Origin of the sequence: Shewanella bicestrii (assembly GCF_002216875.1) — a bacterium.
Lineage (GTDB): Bacteria > Pseudomonadota > Gammaproteobacteria > Enterobacterales > Shewanellaceae > Shewanella > Shewanella seohaensis.
This window is the reverse complement of record NZ_CP022358.1, coordinates 1,957,120-1,976,227: the sequence shown is the minus strand read 5'-3', so window position 1 is coordinate 1,976,227 and position 19,108 is coordinate 1,957,120. Positions and strand designations below refer to the sequence as shown.

The window sequence follows — 19,108 nt, the reverse complement described above, 5'->3', positions numbered from 1 at the left end:
CAAACTCTGCCACTCCACACAGCATATGCACAGAGGAAATATTACTCGGGCTCAGGCAGCGCGGGAATGAGCCCACTACGCTGAGCTAACAATTCTGGAGGATAAAGTAAGGTATCCTGATCCAGCTCGGCGCCAAAACGGTTAATCAGCCATTGCACATTATCGTCCATCATTAGCGATTGACGTGCCTGTTGCAGTAGCTCTTGGTGAAAACGTTTGCGCATCTCTAAGGGCGTTTCCCGCGAAGGATCGCTTCCTATGACCACCTCAACCTGCCTCGGGTTCCCCAATGCGGCTGTCAATGCCTGCTCGAGCTGCTCAATCGCCACGGGCGCCGCCAAGTGTTTTTGGTCGGGTTTAAGCAGCAACGGCAAAGGGTTAGCCTGCAGCTGACAAATCGAGTTTACCGCCAACTGACGCACACGGCCGCCAATCTCTAGGCTCGCCATAAGCTTATACCAGTGCAAGTCTAAGGGATGACCGGTAATCGATTGCGCCAATGTTAATGCTGTGGATGACGCAGGAGAAACCGTCTCGCTTGACGGTGACTGCACCGATGCCGGTTGCTGAGTTAACTGCTGAATCGATTGCTGAATTAGCTGCTGAGTTTGTGGTTGAGTTTTTGGTTGTGTAAGTTCCTGCGCCTGAGGCTGCTGCGGCGTATTCGGCTCAAGGCTTTGCGTCGCAGGCTCGCTTTCTTGTACAGCCGCTTGCTCTAACGCTTGTGCAACCCGTGTCGCCTCGTTATCCGTTGGCGATGTTTGAGCTGCAACGGGCGCAGTGCCTAAATCCTCAACAACTGTTTGCGATGCGACAGGGGGTTCAGTCTGTAAATTAACACTTGCAGCAGGCGCATTGGCCTCATCCATTGCCGCGACGGGCGCCTCTTCCCAAGGCGGGCGATCGTTCGGATCAAGCCGCAGATTTGGCGTAACATTTGACTGTGACTCAAGATGGAGCTCGGCCTCGAAATCATCGTCAAAGGGCAGCTCAAAGTCGTTATCAGACGCGTTTTTAGCGACTTGCGGCTCGATAGATGCATCAACTGAGGACGTGTTATGTGAAGTCGTGTTAGAAACTGGCGCGGTATGTGCACTCTGACCCGGAGTTTTAAGCTTAACTTCCGCTGCTGGCTTTTTTCCATCACCTTCCTTGGTGCTGAGCGCATCAAGATCGGATAACAAGGAGTCACGCGCCGCTAAAACCGCCGATAAAATATCGTCATCCTCGAGGGACACGGTAGTAGTTGGAGCCGGAGGAGTTGTTGAAGCTGAATTGTCGGCAAAAGACGGCGATTTGGGGTCAGCGGCGGACTCATGCACAACATCCGTGTGGTCGATAGACTGAGCACTGTCGCTCATCAAGGAGCTATCTTCCATGCCAGAGAACCCGCCCTGCTCCTCAGCTATAAATTGCGAATAATCATCCTGATAGGCATCGAGCGGCGCGGCGGCATAATCGTATTGTCCGAAATCCTCTGCAGAATATTCATCTGGCGCTAGCGCATCTGCACTCTGACTAACACTCGCTTGAGTATTTTCCTCGATATCATCATAAGATAAGGCAACGGGTTCTGTTAACACCGCAGGAGAAGGTTTCTGGCCAGAGCTTTCGGGATCCACCATCGCCGCTTGATTATGCTCAGCATAAAGATTCGATGCAGGCGTAGATACTGAGTTCGATTCAGGGCTTGATTCTGAAATTAAGACGGCCTCAGTACGCGATACCGTCTCGGTACTTGCGCCAAAGCCTTGGCTTTGGGCTTGACTTAAGATCACTTGCTGCTCGGCAATCAATGCCGCGTTGAGTGTAGATTCTTCATCAAGTGCATCCTCGTCAACTAAAGCATCCTCGGATACAGCTTGCTCTGCGACTTCGGCTTGAAAAGCTGAAGATTCCTGAGATTGAGCCATAGACTCAGAGATTGCCGCTTGTGGCAGAGCCTGTGAGTCACGCTCTGCGGTTAGCGGAGTTTTTTTTTCAGCCACTGCTTGATTTACTGCTAGTTCCGCCGCGGGCATATTTGGTGCGGGCGTCGCAGACATTGACTGCTGAGCTGGCAAGTTCACCTTAGCAGCGTCTTCAACCTGCCAACGTTTCACGGGCTTTTCGGGAACAAATGCCACCGCTCGGAGCAACGCCATTTCGAGACCCGATTTAGGATCCGGCGCATGGGGTAAGTCTTTACGGCCAGTCAGTAAAATCTGGTAATACAGCTGCACTTGTTCCGGCGCTAACTGCTCGGCAAAAGCCTGAATTTGCGCGCTATAAAGGGATTGCTGCGCGGCGGCAGGTGCAAATTGCGTCAGGGTAATTTGATGCAATAATTCCAGTAAACTGCGCAGCACTTCTTGGGCGTCCGCACCATAGGCGAGCACCTGTGCGCAGCTTTGCATTAAAACGCCAATATCGGCATCGGTTAAGGCTTTGAGTAAGCGCAGCACATGCTGCTCATCGATGCTGCCCAGCATAGATTGCACTTGGTTGAGCATTACCGTGCCACCACCAAAGGCAATGGCCTGATCGGTCAAACTTAAGGCATCACGCATACTGCCATTGGCCGCTTTGGCGAGCAGAGTTAAGGCTTCGTGCTCAAAGGGTAATTGCTCTTGGGTTAAAATATGCTGTAGCTGAGTGCCAATTTCCTGCTGGGTTAAGCTCTTTAAATTAAATTGAAGGCAGCGGGATAACACAGTCACCAGCAGCTTTTGCGGATCGGTCGTCGCCAGTAAAAATTTCACATGCTCTGGCGGTTCTTCGAGGGTTTTTAGCAGCGCATTAAAACTGCTGCGGGAGAGCATGTGCACTTCGTCAATCAGGTAGACCTTAAAACGGCCACGGGTCGGACGATATTGCACATTATCTAAGAGTTCACGGGTGTCATCGACTTTAGTGCGCGAGGCGGCATCGACTTCGATCAAGTCAACAAAGCGGCCTTGGGCAATTTCGACACAGCTGCCACACACGCCACAGGGGGAAGCCGTTACGCCCTTTTCACAGTTGAGGCCTTTGGCGAACAGGCGCGCCAAACTGGTCTTGCCCACACCGCGTGTACCCGTAAAAAGATAAGCATGGTGTAAACGTTGTTGTGTTAACGCATTCGTGAGCGCGTGCAACACGTGGCTTTGGCCGACCATCTGTTCGAATGTGGCAGGGCGCCATTTTCTGGCTAACACCTGATATGACATGGAACTCCCCAATGTGCATGACAAGAATGTTGGTACAAAAAAGGGGATCGCGCCCCGAGATAGTTGCAAGATAACATGTCAATTAACGACATGCCATTAAACTATCCCTAGGCGCCTTTGGCTGAAGAATTATTCGCCTTCAAACTCACAAAGTTTAACCAACTCAAGACCTAAGGCCGTTAAACGGGCTTCGCCACCGAGATCGGGTAATGAAATCACAAAGGCCGCATCTTGCACTTCACCACCCAGTTGGCGGATAAGTTTGACTGTGGCTTCGATAGTGCCACCAGTGGCCAGCAAATCGTCAACCACTAATACTTTGTCATTCGCGGTAATCGCATCGGTATGGATTTCAAGGCTATCGTGGCCATATTCCAGTTCATAGCTTTGGCTAATGGTCGCACGTGGCAACTTACCTGGCTTACGTACAGGCACAAAACCAATGCCTAATTCCAACGCTAAAGGCGCACCAAACAAGAAACCACGGGCTTCGGTGCCCACAATCTTGGTAAAGCCTTTATTGCGATATTGCTCAACTAATAAATCGATAGTCGCTTTATAGGCCGCGGCATTTTCCAGCAGACTGGTCACATCGCGAAATAGAATCCCTTCCTTAGGATAATTAGGAATCGTTTTAATGCTTTGCTTTATCAAGGATAAGGTTTCTGTATTCATAGCCATTTAATTTAACTTAATCGTTTCGCCACGCGTAACTGCTGGCGGTAAAAACAAAACGTCCACAGCGAGTGTGGACGAGCTTTAATAATTCGCACAAAGCTTATGCCGCTTTGGTTTGAGTTGCAATAAGCAGCGTATTCAAGTGACGAATTGGTTACCAATTTGTGCCTTAGATCAAATGTGCTTAGGATTCGATTTCAGGAATGATTTTAAGATACCAAAGTAATCCGCAAGCCATGGTGAGCAACAGTAACTTCACCCATACAATCGGGACCACCAAAATGCTAACGCTAAAACTGAGTCCCGTGAGCAACATCGCTCGGCGTTTAAGGCCTGGGCGCATCGCCCTATGTTGTTGCCATTGGGTCAGCGCATCGGCAAACCAAGGGTGTGTCATCAACCACTGGTGTAAGCGCTCGCTTGAGCGGGCAAAACAAAAAGCCGCCAATAGAATAAACGGTACTGTAGGCAATAGAGGCAATACAATACCCAGCAGTCCAAGGCCCAACGCCAAGCAACCTATCAATAAAAACAAACCGCGTTTCAATATCATAGTTTGTAAATGATCATAGTATGTTGATGCCTCAAACCTGAAAAACAAAAGCCACTCTAAGAGTGGCCAGTAGTATACTCAATTTGAGATTAAAACCTGCTTAAATTAAGCCTAATTGCTTTAACCAAGTCAGGCTTGCTGGTAGCGTCGGCAACAGTAAGACTAAAATAAAACCAATAAAATACATAAAGTTAAATGGGTCTTTAAATGGCTGACTGCTCATTACAGCTCCTCAAATGTGTGCAAAGATAAGTGCGCAGGAATCGTACAGTGATTAAGATCACAAAACGGGCGCCATTGTAGCGGTTTGTCAAATCAACAAAAACCCTTTTTATGTAAGGTTATTGCATTTATTTTGCTGATTTTAGCAACATGCAGCTTAAATCCCGCGCACTATCCCTTTAACGGCAAGTTGTTCGAGTAACTGAATACAGCCCTGGGTTAAGATCTCCGGTTGCATTTGCGGATAAATCCCTTGCAACCAGTTCAGTAGGTCATCGAGGCGACTCTGCCCTTGTTCTACCAAATATCCCAGCACTTGCGCACTTAACGGCGTTAATTGTAAGAAGCCCACCTCGCCCGCCTCATCCTGATAGAGGCAAAAAAACACTGGCTGTGGCAGTGGCGCTGTCGGGCGATAATCTTGACGGATCTGCTGCACCGGATACTGGTACTGTGCCACACTCGCCGTTGCCGCTAAACACAAATTGCGCTGCAAAATATCTGCGCTGGACAGTCTCTCTTGCTGGTCAACTTGTTGCGCCGTTGCCACTCGAAGCTCAAGCCATTCATAGTGCGCCAGCTCCAACATAAAAGGCGGATCACTTTCTGCTGGTGTATATTCAAATTGCAGGAATTGTAAAAACTCTCCGGCAATATCAATAAAAATTGGGGACTTACAATCGTGTTGACTGAAAAAAGCCTGCACTAAGGCTTGCCAGTGTGCATCGCTATAAAGACTTTTAAGAACGGGAAAGGCATTAGACGCAAAACCCATCACATTATTAAAAAACAGCTCTCTGTAAACCTGCATCCGATCAAAGGGCACACCGCTCGGCACAGGATTTTGGGGATCGCGAATATAATCGATAAAAGACTGCTGTACTTGCTTAAAATCCATCAGGCAATCCTCTTGTCTAAACGATTTTTCGCCCGCGCTTGATAGGCATGGATTTGATTAATCTCATCCAATAACTGCACCGTTTCAGGTAGATTAAAGTCACGTTCCAGCAGCGTCGGCAAGACGCCATGCTGGGCATAGCACTTATCCAACAGTGCCCAAACCGGATCGTTAATGTCGCTGCCATGGGTGTCGATCAGCAAGGTTTCAGACTGCTGGTAATGCCCTGCGATATGCAAATAGGCGATGCGCTCCGTTGGCATGGCCTTTAAATAAGCCTCGGCATCGTATTGATGATTTATCGAGTTCACATAGATATTATTCACATCTAACAGCAGCTTACAGTCAGCCTCTTCTAACACTGCGGTCAAAAACGCCTGCTCACTCATCTGCGCGCTCGGCGCAGCATAAAAGGAAATATTCTCGAGGATCAAAGGCCGCTCTAAAATATCCTCCACCTGTTTTACCCGCGTCGCCACATGCTTAACGGCGTCATCGGTAAAAGGAATGGGCATAAGATCGTATAAATGACCGCCACCCGAGCAATAACTTAAATGCTCCGAATAGACTTCAATTTGGTGCAGATCCATAAACGCCTTCACTTGGCGGACAAATTCCAAATCTAAGGGGGCAGGACTGCCGATAGAGAGTGACAGACCATGGCAGAAAAAAGTATGTTGCTCAGTAAGCAGCCTAAATTGCTTGCCGTATTTTCCTCCGAGCGTCATCCAGTTTTCAGGGGCGACCTCTAAAAAATCGATAGCCGTTGGCAGCGCTTGGCAAAACTCACTGAGCATTTCACGCCGTAAGCCTAATCCAACCAATCCACTCTCTTGCATTGCTTTCACCTCTTACCTAGGGCGTGTTGACGTGTCGAGATTACCTTTTCGTTTTGGCAAGCCCACACTCGAATGCTGCTAAACAAAGGCCAGCTGAGGCTGGCCAAGTGTAGAGCTGAAGCTCGATAGTATCGACTCGCGCTTATTTCATTTCTTTTTTGACTGCGTCAGCCTTAGCTTCGACTTTTTCAGCGGTTTTCTTCATATCGCCACCGCATTTAGCTTCACCACATTTACCTTCGTGGGCTTTATCGGCTGCGGCTTTTTTCATATCGGCGCCACATTTAGCTTCACCGCATTTGCCTTCGTGGGCTTTATCGGCTGCGGCTTTCTTCATGTCGGCACCACATTTGGCTTCACCGCATTTACCTTCTTTGGCTTTCTCGGCTGCGGCTTTTTTCATATCGCCACCACATTTACCTTCGCCGCATTTACCTTCTGAACCGACGATTTGATAACCCGCTTCCATGGTTTCAAATCCGAATGGGTTGGTTTGCGCATTCACGGCGAACGCAGAACCGACCACCACTGTACCTAACGCAACTGCAACGGCTGTTTGCTTAACTGACTTCATATATTTCTTCCTTTTATTTGATGAATGGTGGCCAACAACAGTGTTGTAGCTGGCTTACTGCAAAAGACCCGCCCCATCTCGGTTTCATTTCAAAAAATATCACCAAATCACAGAAATAATCAAAATATGCTGATAGGAAACAGAATTTAGTCGTAAAAATCCTCAATAACAGCCCTTACCCTTCCCTCGCAATGCTTTGTAACCACAGTCCAATAGGATAGAATGCACGCCCTTTGAAACTGGATATGGGTTTGTTGCAGTGCGCGTAATTTTGGCTCCGATGGAAGGCGTGGTTGACGACTTAATGCGAGATATTTTGTCTTCAATTAATCCCTACGATTTGCTCGTCACCGAATTTGTGCGCGTGGTTGACCAACTCTTACCCGAAAAAGTGTTTCTCAAACTCTGCCCAGAACTGCTCAAAGGCGGCTTTACCCCCTCGGGCACGCCGGTTCGTGTACAGCTTTTAGGGCAAGAGCCCAACTGCATGGCCGAAAACGCGATGCGCGCGATTGAGCTTGGCTCCCACGGCGTCGATGCAAACTTTGGTTGCCCCGCTAAGATGGTGAACCGCAGTAATGGCGGCGCGGTGTTGCTGCAATACCCTAATACGATTCACGATATTGTCCGTGCCATGCGCCAAGCCGTGCCCGCCGAGCATCCAGTGACGGCGAAAATTCGTTTAGGCTACGAAGACAAATCCCTGTTTATGGAAAATGCGCTGGCCGTGTATGAAGCGGGCGCGACTGAGCTGGCTATCCATGCCCGCAGTAAGGTCGATGGTTACAAACCGCCCGCCTACTGGGAATACATCACCGAAGTGCGCGAACGTTTGCCCATTCCAGTGATTGCTAATGGTGAGATTTGGAACCGCGAAGATGCCGAACGTTGTATGGCGGTGACGGGCTGCGACAGCATTATGATAGGCCGCGGCGCCATTTCGCTGCCCAATCTTGCTGACACGATTAAGACTGGCGCGGCGCCTTACAGCTGGGCTGACACCTTAGGCTTGATGCTAAGCTACACCCAACGCGAGCTGAGCGGCCGTAAGAGTGATTATTATCCGGCGCGAATTAAGCAGTGGTTTAGTTATTTGAATCGCCAATACCCCGAGGCGGACACCTTGTTTAGGGAGCTACGCATCTATAAAACCACAGAGGAAATTGTGCGAGTGCTGGAAGAGGCGCAGCAGCGCCTAGGCGAATAGCCACTGATAACGCATAGGATAATCCCATGAGAAAGTGGTGAAATTTTATTTAAAACACCACTAAATCCCTGCAAATCGGACAGATACTTGATCTTTATCATAGTCGTTGATAGTGGAACTATTAGACTGAATGTCCAGAGTCAGATAAAACAGGCGATTTTACGTGAGCACCACCCATATCAGACAAGAATTGTCAGAGCTTGAAGCTAATCTAAGGAAGGAAATCGGCGCGCTCCCTCAGTTTATTGAAATACTTGGGGCGCATTATGCCAATCTCAGCTTAGGCGAGTTAATTGACCGCCTGGCACAGAGTCACCTCGCAGAACATCCGCTATTTTGTCGTTTAAACCGCCTCGATGCCGCCTTCTGTCAACTCGACTTAGGCTTGTACGGCCTATGCTCAGATTGCGAAACTGAAATCGAAGCCGAGCGCTTAACTCAAGATCCCACCGAGCAACGTTGCAGTAGCTGCGCCGAGCATTATCAGCATGAGCATCGCCATGAGCTTAGGCTAAGCCATTAACAGCTTTAAAGTTTATCTGTTCACTCAGTCAGTTCACCAATAAAAATGCCACTCAAATGAGTGGCATTTTTTTACGATAATTTATCGCGAGTGATTACAGCTGACAGCCTTCAACACTGTTTGAGTTTTCGTAAACAATGTCGCCCACTGGATTGTAGTCAGCAGCAACGATTGTTTGTTTCTCTTTCAGGAATGAATAGAGTAAGTCCGCATCTACAAAACCTGTTTGGATTGGGCTAGCCAGTTTTGGATAACCGTCACCACCTGCAGCGTTAAAGCTAGGTACGGTGAACTTATAGTTTGCCGTTGCGCTGAACTCTTTGCCGTTGATTTCGCTGATATTAGCCGTCTTAGCCACACAGTCGATAGTCATTTTCACGCCAGTGATCTGCGCATAACCACCCGAACCGATTTGGATACTGCCCACAGCGCCTAAGTAAGCCGCGACTTCAGTACCTGTCATTTCGTTCAGGGTCACCATGTTGCCGAAAGGTTGAACCGTCAGCACATCACGGTAAGTAATGTCGCCCGCTTGGATAGAAGCGCGCACACCACCTGAGTTCATTACACCAAAGTCAGCAGACACTTTACCGCTTTGCGCCATGGCTAACATACGGCCTAAGTTGGTTTGCTTGTTACGTACGTTTGCACGTTCACCGTCGAGCAGCGCATCGGTAGTCGCAATCACTTCGTCTAACTTAGCTTGGCCTTTCTCTTGGTAGTAAGACAGCAGCTCTTTTAACTCAGCATCTGGCTCAATCTTAGTACCAGCCAGCTCAGTGGTTTTCTTGCCTGCTTCGTCCAGCTTACGCATGTTCACAGGGATCAGCTTGTAGCTAGCTAAGTGCAGTTCGCCATTGAAGTATTCGAAATCCGCACGGCCAACATACTTACCCCATTCATGGGCTTGCATGATCCAAGTGCCGTTTTGTTGGTCTGGCGCGCAATCATCACCAGGTTTGAAGTCCGCGTAAGACTTGTTGTCAGTTCCCGGTTCCATACACACTGGGTTTTGTGAGTGACCACCGATAACAACTTGTAAGTCGCCTTTATTTAACGCACGCGCCATTGCCACATCGCCTGGGGCGTTGCTACCGTTTTGAGCATCGGCATAGTGACCCATGTGAGTCGTTGCGAAGATAATATCAGCCGCTTTGGCGTCTTTAATTTCTTTGATAACTTTCGCTACTTCCACTTTAGGATCGGTGAAAATCAAATCGCTGATAAATTCTGGGTTACCGATTTTTGCAGTGTCTTCGGTGGTTAAACCAATCACAGCCACTTTAAGACCGTTAATATCGAACACTTTGTAAGGCTCGAAATAACGCTCACCTTGACCACCCTCAGCGTTTTTACGGTAAATGTTTGCCGCCAGCATTGGGAATTCGGCTAAACGACGCTGCATATCTAAAACAGATAATGGGTTATCGAATTCATGGTTACCGACTGCCATTGCGTCGTAACCAATTTTGTTCATACCAGTAAAGTCAGGAATCGCATCTTGTAAATCAGATTCTGGTACGCCGGTGTTAATATCACCGCCAGATAATAATAATGTTTGGCCGCCATTCTTGCTGACTTCAGCACGAATTTGATCGACTAGGGCTTTACGAGCCGCCATACCATATTCGCCATCACTGTTTTCCCAGAAACGACCATGGTTATCGTTGGTGTGTAATACGGTAAATGTTTTACAAGCGCTGCCCGCTTCGGCACAGGTTGTTGGTACTTTAGTATTATCATCATCACTATTACAACCTGCTAGCGCAGCAAGCACTGCAGTCGCAATTAATCCTTTAATAAGCTTATTTGTCATTACATCAACCCCTTGATTTTAATTATTTTATCATAGATAGATTGTGCGAGTACCATCGACTCTCGCGCCACGCATAATAACAAAGAATAAAGACGAATTGTGTCATTTTTATTAATAAACGTGACTTTAATGTGGGATCTTTAATGAGTTTTAAGACAGATTTGTTTCAAATAAAAAATAAGCTAAACGACTTATTTTGTATTTCACAATTAAATGGGGAAGGCATTTAAAAAGAAAAGATTTAACGCTTTAATTTAAGCAACTTAGATAGCACTGGCAATATAATGGATTGTTCTCTATATAAAACACCATGCAGCCAAAATGTAATTTACCGCATGGTGTTTTTATCAGCATTTAGATTTTTCTACATTTCAAAACACTGTTGTAACCAAGTGCTTATTGCTTTTAATTGTACCGGGATAACCGAATGCGGCATCGGATAGGTTTGCCATTGCACCGAATATCCTCCGGCCATTAACGCGTCTTTCGCTAATAAACCTGCGGATAATGGCACCACATCATCCTGTTCACCGTGCTGATGTAAAATAGGCGTTTTCGCATTGGCTGCACTTAATTGGCTGGGTAATACATCACCCGTCGGTAAATAACAGGACAGCGCCATAATGCCAGCGAGTTTTTGGGGATAACGCAATCCTGTAAATAAGCTCATCACCCCGCCTTGGCTAAATCCGGCTAAGACGATGCGCTCACTGGGGATCCCCGCGGCGATCTGTTCGTCAATCAAGGCCTGTACACTCAGCTCCGAGGCCATCACGCCCTGCATATCGGCTCTATCGTGCAAATCCATGCTTTTAATGTCATACCAAGCGCGCATAATGTAACCGCCGTTGATGGTCACCGCTTGCTCTGGCGCATGGGGGAAGATAAAGCGAATGCTGTGTCCCGCTGGCAAGCCTAATGCTGGAACCACAGGTGCAAACCCTGCGCCCGAGTCCCCTAAACCGTGTAACCAAATCACCGCAGCCGTCGCCTCAGCTTGAGGCTCAATCACAATACGTTCAAGTGTCATACTGACAAATCCCTTATAAATCAAAAGTTATTATGCTCGCCCTGCGAGCGTTTTACAGATAATCAATACCGAGGAGAGCTTGCAATGCGTCGAGCTGGTTGGTGTTATCTAATTTAATGCTCCAACGCACGCCGCCGCCATTGGCGATGATCATCGGCGGCTCCTGCCTAAGGCTGATGTCTTCAGCCGCGGCTTGAAGCACCACATTGGCCATGTTCAGCCGGATCTGCACTTCAAATTCAGTGGCAATCAACTTACCCTGAGAAAATTCCACTAGCATAGCAATTCCGCTCTCGTGATGAACCACTCTTAAAACGCGCCATAATAGCAAAGTTATATCGCTAAGGATGAACTTTTAAACTCGCATTACCGCTGATGACAGACACACCATAGGTTGAAAAAGCTTAGATTTACACATCGACAGCAAATCTACATCGCTCGGTATTGAATTCGCTTACCTCAAGTCCTGCGCACTCGGCATAGGCTGTTAACCCTGCGTTTTAGCAAGGCAATCCGAGAGTCTAGATAAAGTTTAATTACATTTTAGTGTCAGCTAAATTGCCCCAAACCAGAGCAGTTCGAGTAAAATCCCGCATCAGCGATGCAAGCCCGCTCACGGCTAGCACCTTTACACCATAACAAGAATCACAACACTGGGTGGTTATATGTTTTTATCCCGTCGTACCCTCATTAGCAGCGCACTCTTAATGCTGCTGCCATTAGTACAGTATGCCAATGCGGCCAATACCTTACCGAATACCAGCCTGGCAAGTGTCGCCGCCAGCCAAATGCACTCTGTCACCGATGAGCTGACCTTTGCCAATTACCAGCAAGTGAGCATTCATCACATCGCATTGGCATTAAAGGTAGATTTTGCGCAGCAGCAACTCGCGGGGGATGCGATTCTCGAGCTGGATTGGCATCAGGCCGGAAAAGTACTAGTGCTCGATACCCGTGACCTTACGATTAACAGCGTCAACATGTTAGATGCAAACGGCCAATGGCAATCCGTGCCCTTTAGTTTAGGTGCGGCCGATAAGGTCAAAGGCGCCGCGCTCACCATCAATCTGCCTCAAGAACGAGTCGCCAAGGTCAAAATTAATTATCATACATCCAAGAACCCATCTGGTATTCAATGGCTTACTCCAGAGCAAACCCAAGGTAAGCAATGGCCATTTATGTTTAGCCAGAGCCAAGCCATCCATGCCAGAAGCTGGATCCCGCTGCAAGATACACCTGCAGTGCGCCAAACCTACAGCGCCACCGTCACAGCCAAGCAAGGTATTAGTGTCGTGATGAGTGCCGACCGAGAGAGCGTGTCTGCAACGCAAACCCAATTCACTATGCCGCAGGCGATTCCAGCTTACTTGATTGCCATTGCCGCGGGACACCTGCAATTTGCCGCTTTAGACGATACCTCAGGCATTTGGGCCGAGCCCGAAATGCTCGACAAGGCCAGCAAAGAATTTGCCGATACACCGGAGATGATTGCCATTGCAGCCAAACGCTACGGCGATTATCGTTGGGGTCGTTATGATTTGCTGATCCTTCCGCCGAGCTTCCCCTTCGGCGGGATGGAAAATCCGCGATTATCCTTTATTACTCCCACAGTCATCGCGGGAGACAAAAGCCTAGTGAGTTTAATCGCCCACGAGCTGGCCCATTCTTGGTCGGGCAATTTAGTCACTAACGCCACTTGGCGCGATCTCTGGCTTAACGAAGGTTTTACCACTTATGTGGAAAACCGCATTATGGAAGATCTCTATGGCCGCGACCGCGCCCTGATGGAGCAAACCATTGGTTACTCTGAGCTATTGGCCGAATTAGCCGAGTTGCCCGCCAGTGATTCTGTACTGCACATTGACTTAGGCGAGCGCGATCCCGACGATGCCTTTAGCGGCGTCCCCTATGTGAAAGGACAATTATTTCTGCGCTTCCTCGAGCAAAAATTTGGCCGCGAACGGTTCGACACCTTTGTGAAAAGCTACTTCGATCACTTTGCGTTTCAAAGCATTACCACGGAGCAGTTCCGCAATTACCTCACGCAGCAGTTATTACAGAAATATCCCAATATCGTCAGCGAGTCCGAAGTGGATACTTGGGTGGAGGGACAAGGTTTACCCAGCTTTTTAGTGCCACCCAACTCACACGCCTTCGATGATATCGATGCCCAGCGCCAAGCATGGTTAGAAGGCAAACGTGACGCCAGCGCTCTGAACACTCAGGGCTGGACAGTGCATCAATGGCTACGCTTTATTAATGAAATGCCGAGGCTAAATCTCACTGAGCAGCAATTAGCCGAGTTAGATAAGGCCTTTCATTTTACTGGCACGCACAATAATGAAATCGCCTTTGCTTGGTATGCCCTCGCCCTCGATAACGGTTACTACAGTGTCTTACCGGCACTGAAACAACATTTAACCGATATTGGCCGCCGCAGGCTGATTGTGCCTTTGTATCAAAAACTGGCGAGCAGCGAGCACTATAACTGGGCAAAAACCGTTTACTTGGCGGCCCGCAGTGGTTACCACCCACAGACCCAAGCGAGTCTCGATATGATGTTTAGTGATAAACCGATGGAGCATGTTCATTAAGCGGTGTGCATGTTTGGGATTGGGCGCAGAAAGCCTGTGCTCAAGCCTCGCCATGAAAAGTGGGCATAAGTTTAGCGGTGAATCCTATACACAAAAGCCACGATATTGATTGCGAAACGTTGATTGTGAAACGTTGATTGTGAAACTTTGATGGCGAGATTTTGATTACAAAATATGGATTGCAAACCAAAGCATTAGCGCACAAAAAAGCCCAAACCTAGGTTTGGGCTTTTGTTTACTTATCTGGTCATTACTCCCGAGCACCCCTGCTGTAGCAGAGTATTGATGGGAGCAACTACGCAGATTAGTGGTGGTGACCGCCTACACCGTGGGCATGACCGTGGGCGATTTCTTCATCGGTCGCATCACGGGCGCCAACCACTTCGATATCGAAGGTTAAGTCACGGCCCGCTAATGGATGGTTAACATCCACTGTCGCCATAAACTTACCCACTTTGACGATAGTCACTTGACGTTGGCCTTGGTCAGTGTGAACCACAGCCGTCATGCCTGGCTTCCACACGCTAGCGCCTAACAGGTGCTTCACAGAAACACGTTGCTGCGCCGCTTCACCTTCGATACGTTGACCATAGGTTTCAGTGCATGGCAGAGTAACAGTGAACTTTTCACCAATCGCTTTACCATTAATCGCATTCTCAACACCTGGCATCATGTTGTCATGGCCGTGTAAGTAAGCAATCGGCTCGCGACCTTCGTTCGTCTCGATCACTTCGCCTTTTTCGTCGCGCAGGGTGTAGTTAAACTGCACAACCATATCGTCTTTAATGCTCATCGAATATCCTTTGATTTGCTTCGATTTCAAATGTCGGCCGAGCTTAACAAAACTGGCCTTTGCACTCCACTGTTTTATCCCTGCGATACATCACCAACGCTTAAGCGGCTGCGGATCTGTAAGCCCCACACCTGAAGTGGCATGGGTTGAGTAAACCATAGGCCACTTGCGGCAATATTCGCAGGCAGTACGACACTATGTACAGACTTTAAAGTGAAATCCCCAATGCGCTAAAGACTTCAGTGCTTGGGAAACCGTCAGCAATCATATTCTTACTGCGCTGGAACGCCTGGATCCCCGCCGAAGAGTTACGCCCAAGTACGCCGTCGGGTTTACCGACATCGAAGCCTGATTCATTCAGCTTGGTTTGTAACTGTTTGATTTGCTCACGACTCAAACGTGGTTGCTCGGGCGGTGCCACTTTTAGTGGTTCGCCACCATTAATTCTATCGGCCAAATGACCAACGGTAATGGCGTAAAATTCAGAGCGGTTCCAACGCATGATCACATTGAAGTTTTCATAGCCTAAAAACGCGGGACCAGTATGACCCGAGGGTAAATACAGCGCCGCCTTCATATCGATAGCGGGTAAAGGCAGTCCATTACTTTGCACTACGGATTGCGCCGCCCATTGGGATAGCGGCTGCGCCTCTTTAGCGCCAAGGTTTTCATAGCTGAAATTACGCGGCAATATCACTTCACGCCCCCAACGCTCATTGCGTTGCCAGCCTAAGTGCTGCAAAAAATTCGCGGCCGAGGTGAGTGCATCTTCGGTGCTATTCCACAAATCGGCCTTACCGTCGCCATCCCCATCGATGGCATATTTTGCATAGGCCGAGGGCATAAACTGGGTGTGCCCCATGGCGCCGGCCCAAGAGCCCACCATCGTACTCTTATCAAAGCCGTATTTTTCTTTTAACTTAAGCGCTTGCATCAGCTCAGTCGTAAAATAGCCACTGCGACGCGGCTCACAGGCCAAGGTAGCAAGGGAATCTAACACGGACATTTTGCCTTTGTAGGAACCGTAGTTAGTCTCAAGTCCCCAGAAAGACAGAATATATTGTGGTGGTACACCGTATTCCTGCGCCAATTTATCGAGCAGTGCGCGGTGTTTTTTCAGTAAACGGCGGCCTTCATTCACCCGCCAATCGGTCGCCCGCTTGGTAAAATAGTTGTTGAAGGTTTGGCTAAACTCGGGCTGAGCTTGGTCAAGCTCAATCACTTTAGGCACAAACTGCAAACTGGCGACTGTATCTTGAATAGTGGCTTCGGATAAGCCTTCGGTACGTGCGCGCTCCTGTAGGTTAGCCACACAAGTCGGGAATGCCGCAGCATGGGCGGCAATGGTGTCACTGAGCGGCATTTCTTGCACGGCGGCCTGCGTCTCGGCGATCGCAGTTTGAGTCGTACCGCCGGAGGTTGGCGCGCTCGAACACGCACTTAAGCTCACACACGCGGCGATGCTGGCGGCAAGATAGGACATTCCTTTCAGTTTGATCAAATCAATTACTCCTTCAGTCAGCGCTAAGAATGTATCTTAGCTGAGCGAGGCAAGAGGTGAATAACCCCAAGCCAAGAGAGATACGATATTTAGCCATAAACAGGTTGCCGCTGTGTTGATGGGACAACAAACAGAGCAACGGCCAAACATCCACGAAACTATTTTCTCCCCCAGAAAATCGAGCCAGATACTCACCTACAATCAGTAAACATTATCGGTGCCTCTGCTCGGCACATCCTGACCCATAGCGCCCGCTAACACAATGCTTATCACCACAAATCGCCAGATAAATTCACTTATTGCTCAGTTAACCAACAGCGAAAAAATCTTAGCAAAGAATCCCTTGGACTATCTATCCGTTGCCGTATAATGGACAAGTTAACAGCATACTTCAAAGAGACCTATCATGACTGAAATCAACGCGGCGTTGGCTGGCTTTATCGAAAACGTAAAAGAACATCAAACACTCTGGGGTTTGATGGATGAAACTGGCGAAGGCTGGGTCGTTTGTGACTCGGGCGAGTTCGAAGATACTGATGTTATGCCTTTATGGTCGAGTGAAGCGCAGGCAAAATCTCACTGCACCGAAGAATGGAAAGACTACCAAGCGGTGGCCATTAGTCTCGAAGAATTCCTCGAGTACTGGGTATCGGATCTTAACGATGATGGCGTGTTGATTGGTGTTGATTGGCAGAGCGATGAAGACTGCTTAGAATTAGATCCTATTGTTCTGGCGAAAGATTTAGTTGATGTTGAAGAGGTTTAATTCCATCAACCAAAACAGCATGTTTAAGGCATCAAGGGCTGAGGTATTTAGCTCTTGATGTCCGCTTTCCCTTGTATCGACATTCCCTTCGATAAACGTCACCTCTGTTGGTTTTGCGGCGAGCCCTGCAAAGACCGATTGGATTATCAAGCCGAATCACATGCGCCCCACCCAGCATTGGCCGTCCCTTGCTGCGCTGAATGCTTAAAATTGGCCCAAAAACATACCTTAACCTCTATCTGGGATTGCCGTGTGGCGGTTAAAGATGCCCTTATGAGCATTTATGCCAAGCACTTAGCCATTGGGATTAATTGGACAGAGGAAGAGCTAGCCGAGTCTGAATTTTCCTGCAAAGTGTTTGAAGGTTTTAAAAAAAGCGCTTGGATGATGTATCAAATTGCCCGTGACAGGATTAACTTTCCGGGCTGGCCGATACAACTTGAAGGAGTCGAACTCGAATGCCAGTTAGACAGTACCCGCTTTGAGTTTGATGGGGTAACTTACACCTCTTTGCCCGCGGCGATTCACTACTACAGCCAACAATTCTGCTTGGATCCAGTATTTTTTACCGAGCTTATCCGATTAGTCGGTAGGCAGAGATTTAACTATGCCCTCAGGCTTGCGCGGATCCATATCGCCGCCGCCAAAGAGATGAAGCGCCAAGTCCTTGCCGATGTTAAAGCCGAACTCAGCCAATAAACCGTATCGCGGTAAATCGTCTATCTATCACAGCAAATAGCCCGAGTTACGCCCACTAGTACAAGTCACAAGTCACAAGTGAAATACTCAAATCGAGCGCTAAAATAACAAGGCCGCCAATTGCAGGTTGCTAGGGCGGCCTATGGGTTTCAAACCTGTAATTGAGCAATCGGTTAAATCAGTGGCGTTATTTGCCAATAACTTGTTTTAATCTGTCCTGCACCACTTCCACCAACAAGTCGGGCTGGAACTTAGAAATAAACCTGTCGCAGCCTACCTTTTCCACCATCGCATTATTAAAGCTGCCACTGAGTGAAGTATTTAAGGTGATAAATAAGTCCGACATGGCCTTATCGTTACGTACTTCATAGGTCAGCTTGTAGCCGTCCATCTCCGGCATTTCGGCATCGGTTATCATCATCAAAAGCTCTTGGGCCACATTCTTGCCTTCATCGCGCCATTTTTGCAGTAAATGCAATGCCTGCAAGCCATCTGAGGCTTCGATAATTTCAATCCCGAGTTGGCCTAAGGTCTCACGCACTTGGCGTCTGGCGGTTGAAGAGTCATCAACAATCAACACCTTCTTACCGGGCATCTTGTCTAACAGGCTCTCATCTAACACCCCTTCGGAGAGACGAATATCGTAATGGACGATTTCCGCTAATACTTTCTCGACATCGATAATCGACACCAGTTGCGACTGACCTTGGTATTCGATGCGGGTAATGGCCGTGAGGTAATTATTTCGCCCAGCCGTTTTAGGCGGCGGCATAATATCGCTCCAGGTCATGTTGATAATGTGCTCGACCTTACCGACTAAGAAGCCCTGCACACTGCGGTTATATTCGGTGATGATCATATTGGCATCATCTCCCGGAGGCACAGGCTTAAAACCGATAGCCGAACGCAGGTCAATCACGGGAATCGACATGCCGCGAATATTCGCCACCCCAAAAATATGGGGATGACTGCCGGGCATAGAATTTAATGGCGGTAACTTGACGACTTCTTTGACTTTAAAGACGTTAATCGCAAATAACTGGGTAGAGTTAATTCGAAACAGCAGCAGTTCGAGCCGATTTTCACCGACGAGTTTGGTTCGTTGATCTACGGTTGCAAGCACGTTTGCCATAATGCGACTTCTCTACTTTGGAGGAACAGCTTTCCTCACCAGTGACGGATTAAGCTAAATTATAGCGGTAAACTCACCATGAGAACCATGCGACA

Annotated in this window: 18 protein-coding genes; 5 read left to right on the top strand and 13 right to left on the bottom strand. The window is 48.3% G+C overall.

The genetic code is table 11. The annotated features are described in order from the left end of the window. Window positions 1-41: 41 nt before the first annotated feature. The 7 genes from dnaX to CF168_RS08655 form a co-directional block, all read right to left on the bottom strand. Window positions 42-3,188: a DNA polymerase III subunit gamma/tau gene (gene dnaX, locus CF168_RS08685; RefSeq protein ID WP_089067608.1), complete on the bottom strand. Its 3,147-nt coding sequence runs from the start codon at window positions 3,186-3,188 to the stop codon at window positions 42-44. A 129-nt stretch (window positions 3,189-3,317) separates the two neighbouring features. Next, window positions 3,318-3,869, bottom strand: a complete 552-nt coding sequence (gene apt / locus CF168_RS08680; RefSeq protein WP_011623016.1) for an adenine phosphoribosyltransferase — start codon at window positions 3,867-3,869, stop codon at window positions 3,318-3,320. Between the two features lie 181 nt (window positions 3,870-4,050). Then, window positions 4,051-4,419: a YbaN family protein gene (locus CF168_RS08675; RefSeq protein ID WP_089068934.1), complete on the bottom strand. Its 369-nt coding sequence runs from the start codon at window positions 4,417-4,419 to the stop codon at window positions 4,051-4,053. A gap of 100 nt (window positions 4,420-4,519) precedes the next feature. After that, window positions 4,520-4,642 carry a hypothetical protein gene (locus CF168_RS22630; RefSeq protein WP_011623018.1) on the bottom strand — a complete coding sequence of 41 codons (123 nt, stop codon included), beginning with the start codon at window positions 4,640-4,642 and terminating at the stop codon, window positions 4,520-4,522. Window positions 4,643-4,798: 156 nt separating this feature from the next. Beyond that, on the bottom strand, window positions 4,799-5,539 hold the full coding sequence (locus CF168_RS08665; protein WP_089067607.1) for an HvfC family RiPP maturation protein: 741 nt from the start codon (window positions 5,537-5,539) through the stop codon (window positions 4,799-4,801). Continuing rightward, window positions 5,539-6,378 carry an HvfB family MNIO-type RiPP peptide maturase gene (locus tag CF168_RS08660; RefSeq protein WP_089067606.1) on the bottom strand — a complete coding sequence of 280 codons (840 nt, stop codon included), beginning with the start codon at window positions 6,376-6,378 and terminating at the stop codon, window positions 5,539-5,541. Before CF168_RS08660 ends, CF168_RS08665 begins: the two co-directional genes overlap by 1 nt. 142 nt (window positions 6,379-6,520) lie before the next feature. Further along, window positions 6,521-6,952, bottom strand: coding sequence for an HvfA family oxazolone/thioamide-modified RiPP metallophore (locus CF168_RS08655; RefSeq protein WP_086904622.1), 432 nt, complete (start codon window positions 6,950-6,952; stop codon window positions 6,521-6,523). A 259-nt stretch (window positions 6,953-7,211) separates the two neighbouring features. On the opposite strand from CF168_RS08655, the gene CF168_RS08650 reads away from it, so the two are divergent. Both CF168_RS08650 and CF168_RS08645 read left to right on the top strand, forming a co-directional pair. Then, complete coding sequence (locus CF168_RS08650; protein ID WP_089067605.1) at window positions 7,212-8,159, top strand: tRNA-dihydrouridine synthase; 948 nt, start codon at window positions 7,212-7,214, stop codon at window positions 8,157-8,159. Window positions 8,160-8,322: 163 nt separating this feature from the next. Beyond that, complete coding sequence (locus tag CF168_RS08645; RefSeq protein ID WP_011717378.1) at window positions 8,323-8,682, top strand: TraR/DksA C4-type zinc finger protein; 360 nt, start codon at window positions 8,323-8,325, stop codon at window positions 8,680-8,682. A 94-nt stretch (window positions 8,683-8,776) separates the two neighbouring features. Here the strand turns inward: CF168_RS08645 and ushA are convergent, their stop codons facing one another. From ushA to CF168_RS08630, 3 genes are all read right to left on the bottom strand, one after another. Beyond that, window positions 8,777-10,498, bottom strand: coding sequence for a bifunctional UDP-sugar hydrolase/5'-nucleotidase UshA (ushA, locus tag CF168_RS08640; RefSeq protein ID WP_089067604.1), 1,722 nt, complete (start codon window positions 10,496-10,498; stop codon window positions 8,777-8,779). A 364-nt stretch (window positions 10,499-10,862) separates the two neighbouring features. Continuing rightward, window positions 10,863-11,528, bottom strand: coding sequence for an alpha/beta hydrolase (locus CF168_RS08635; protein WP_089067603.1), 666 nt, complete (start codon window positions 11,526-11,528; stop codon window positions 10,863-10,865). 52 nt (window positions 11,529-11,580) lie between these two features. Next, on the bottom strand, window positions 11,581-11,808 hold the full coding sequence (locus CF168_RS08630) for a DUF3389 domain-containing protein (protein WP_011623027.1): 228 nt from the start codon (window positions 11,806-11,808) through the stop codon (window positions 11,581-11,583). Between the two features lie 385 nt (window positions 11,809-12,193). On the opposite strand from CF168_RS08630, the gene CF168_RS08625 reads away from it, so the two are divergent. Beyond that, a complete protein-coding gene (locus CF168_RS08625) occupies window positions 12,194-14,122 on the top strand; it encodes a M1 family metallopeptidase (protein ID WP_089067602.1) in 1,929 nt (642 codons plus the stop codon). 304 nt (window positions 14,123-14,426) lie between these two features. Here CF168_RS08625 and CF168_RS08620 read toward each other — a convergent pair whose 3' ends face one another. Further along, the gene (locus CF168_RS08620) at window positions 14,427-14,915 is read right to left on the bottom strand and encodes an FKBP-type peptidyl-prolyl cis-trans isomerase (RefSeq protein ID WP_011623029.1); all 489 of its coding nucleotides are present in this window, start codon (window positions 14,913-14,915) and stop codon (window positions 14,427-14,429) included. Window positions 14,916-15,123: 208 nt separating this feature from the next. Further along, the gene (locus CF168_RS08615; protein ID WP_240520074.1) at window positions 15,124-16,416 is read right to left on the bottom strand and encodes a lytic murein transglycosylase; all 1,293 of its coding nucleotides are present in this window, start codon (window positions 16,414-16,416) and stop codon (window positions 15,124-15,126) included. Between the two features lie 406 nt (window positions 16,417-16,822). On the opposite strand from CF168_RS08615, the gene CF168_RS08610 reads away from it, so the two are divergent. Both CF168_RS08610 and CF168_RS08605 read left to right on the top strand, forming a co-directional pair. Continuing rightward, window positions 16,823-17,182, top strand: coding sequence for a DUF2750 domain-containing protein (locus CF168_RS08610; RefSeq protein WP_011072081.1), 360 nt, complete (start codon window positions 16,823-16,825; stop codon window positions 17,180-17,182). A gap of 57 nt (window positions 17,183-17,239) precedes the next feature. After that, window positions 17,240-17,881: a hypothetical protein gene (locus CF168_RS08605; RefSeq protein ID WP_089067601.1), complete on the top strand. Its 642-nt coding sequence runs from the start codon at window positions 17,240-17,242 to the stop codon at window positions 17,879-17,881. Window positions 17,882-18,068: 187 nt separating this feature from the next. Here CF168_RS08605 and CF168_RS08600 read toward each other — a convergent pair whose 3' ends face one another. Next, window positions 18,069-19,013: a chemotaxis protein CheV gene (locus tag CF168_RS08600; protein ID WP_011717385.1), complete on the bottom strand. Its 945-nt coding sequence runs from the start codon at window positions 19,011-19,013 to the stop codon at window positions 18,069-18,071. Window positions 19,014-19,108 lie beyond the last annotated feature (95 nt).

Coding starts and splice junctions, on each gene's coding strand:
- dnaX (WP_089067608.1), bottom strand. CDS start 3,188: ATGTCATATCAGGTGTTAGCCAGAAAATGGCGCCCTGCCACATTCGAA.
- apt (WP_011623016.1), bottom strand. CDS start 3,869: ATGGCTATGAATACAGAAACCTTATCCTTGATAAAGCAAAGCATTAAA.
- CF168_RS08675 (WP_089068934.1), bottom strand. CDS start 4,419: ATGATATTGAAACGCGGTTTGTTTTTATTGATAGGTTGCTTGGCGTTG.
- CF168_RS22630 (WP_011623018.1), bottom strand. CDS start 4,642: ATGAGCAGTCAGCCATTTAAAGACCCATTTAACTTTATGTATTTTATT.
- CF168_RS08665 (WP_089067607.1), bottom strand. CDS start 5,539: ATGGATTTTAAGCAAGTACAGCAGTCTTTTATCGATTATATTCGCGAT.
- CF168_RS08660 (WP_089067606.1), bottom strand. CDS start 6,378: ATGCAAGAGAGTGGATTGGTTGGATTAGGCTTACGGCGTGAAATGCTC.
- CF168_RS08655 (WP_086904622.1), bottom strand. CDS start 6,952: ATGAAGTCAGTTAAGCAAACAGCCGTTGCAGTTGCGTTAGGTACAGTG.
- ushA (WP_089067604.1), bottom strand. CDS start 10,498: ATGACAAATAAGCTTATTAAAGGATTAATTGCGACTGCAGTGCTTGCT.
- CF168_RS08635 (WP_089067603.1), bottom strand. CDS start 11,528: ATGACACTTGAACGTATTGTGATTGAGCCTCAAGCTGAGGCGACGGCT.
- CF168_RS08630 (WP_011623027.1), bottom strand. CDS start 11,808: ATGCTAGTGGAATTTTCTCAGGGTAAGTTGATTGCCACTGAATTTGAA.
- CF168_RS08625 (WP_089067602.1), top strand. CDS start 12,194: ATGTTTTTATCCCGTCGTACCCTCATTAGCAGCGCACTCTTAATGCTG.
- CF168_RS08620 (WP_011623029.1), bottom strand. CDS start 14,915: ATGAGCATTAAAGACGATATGGTTGTGCAGTTTAACTACACCCTGCGC.
- CF168_RS08610 (WP_011072081.1), top strand. CDS start 16,823: ATGACTGAAATCAACGCGGCGTTGGCTGGCTTTATCGAAAACGTAAAA.
- CF168_RS08605 (WP_089067601.1), top strand. CDS start 17,240: ATGTCCGCTTTCCCTTGTATCGACATTCCCTTCGATAAACGTCACCTC.
- CF168_RS08600 (WP_011717385.1), bottom strand. CDS start 19,013: ATGGCAAACGTGCTTGCAACCGTAGATCAACGAACCAAACTCGTCGGT.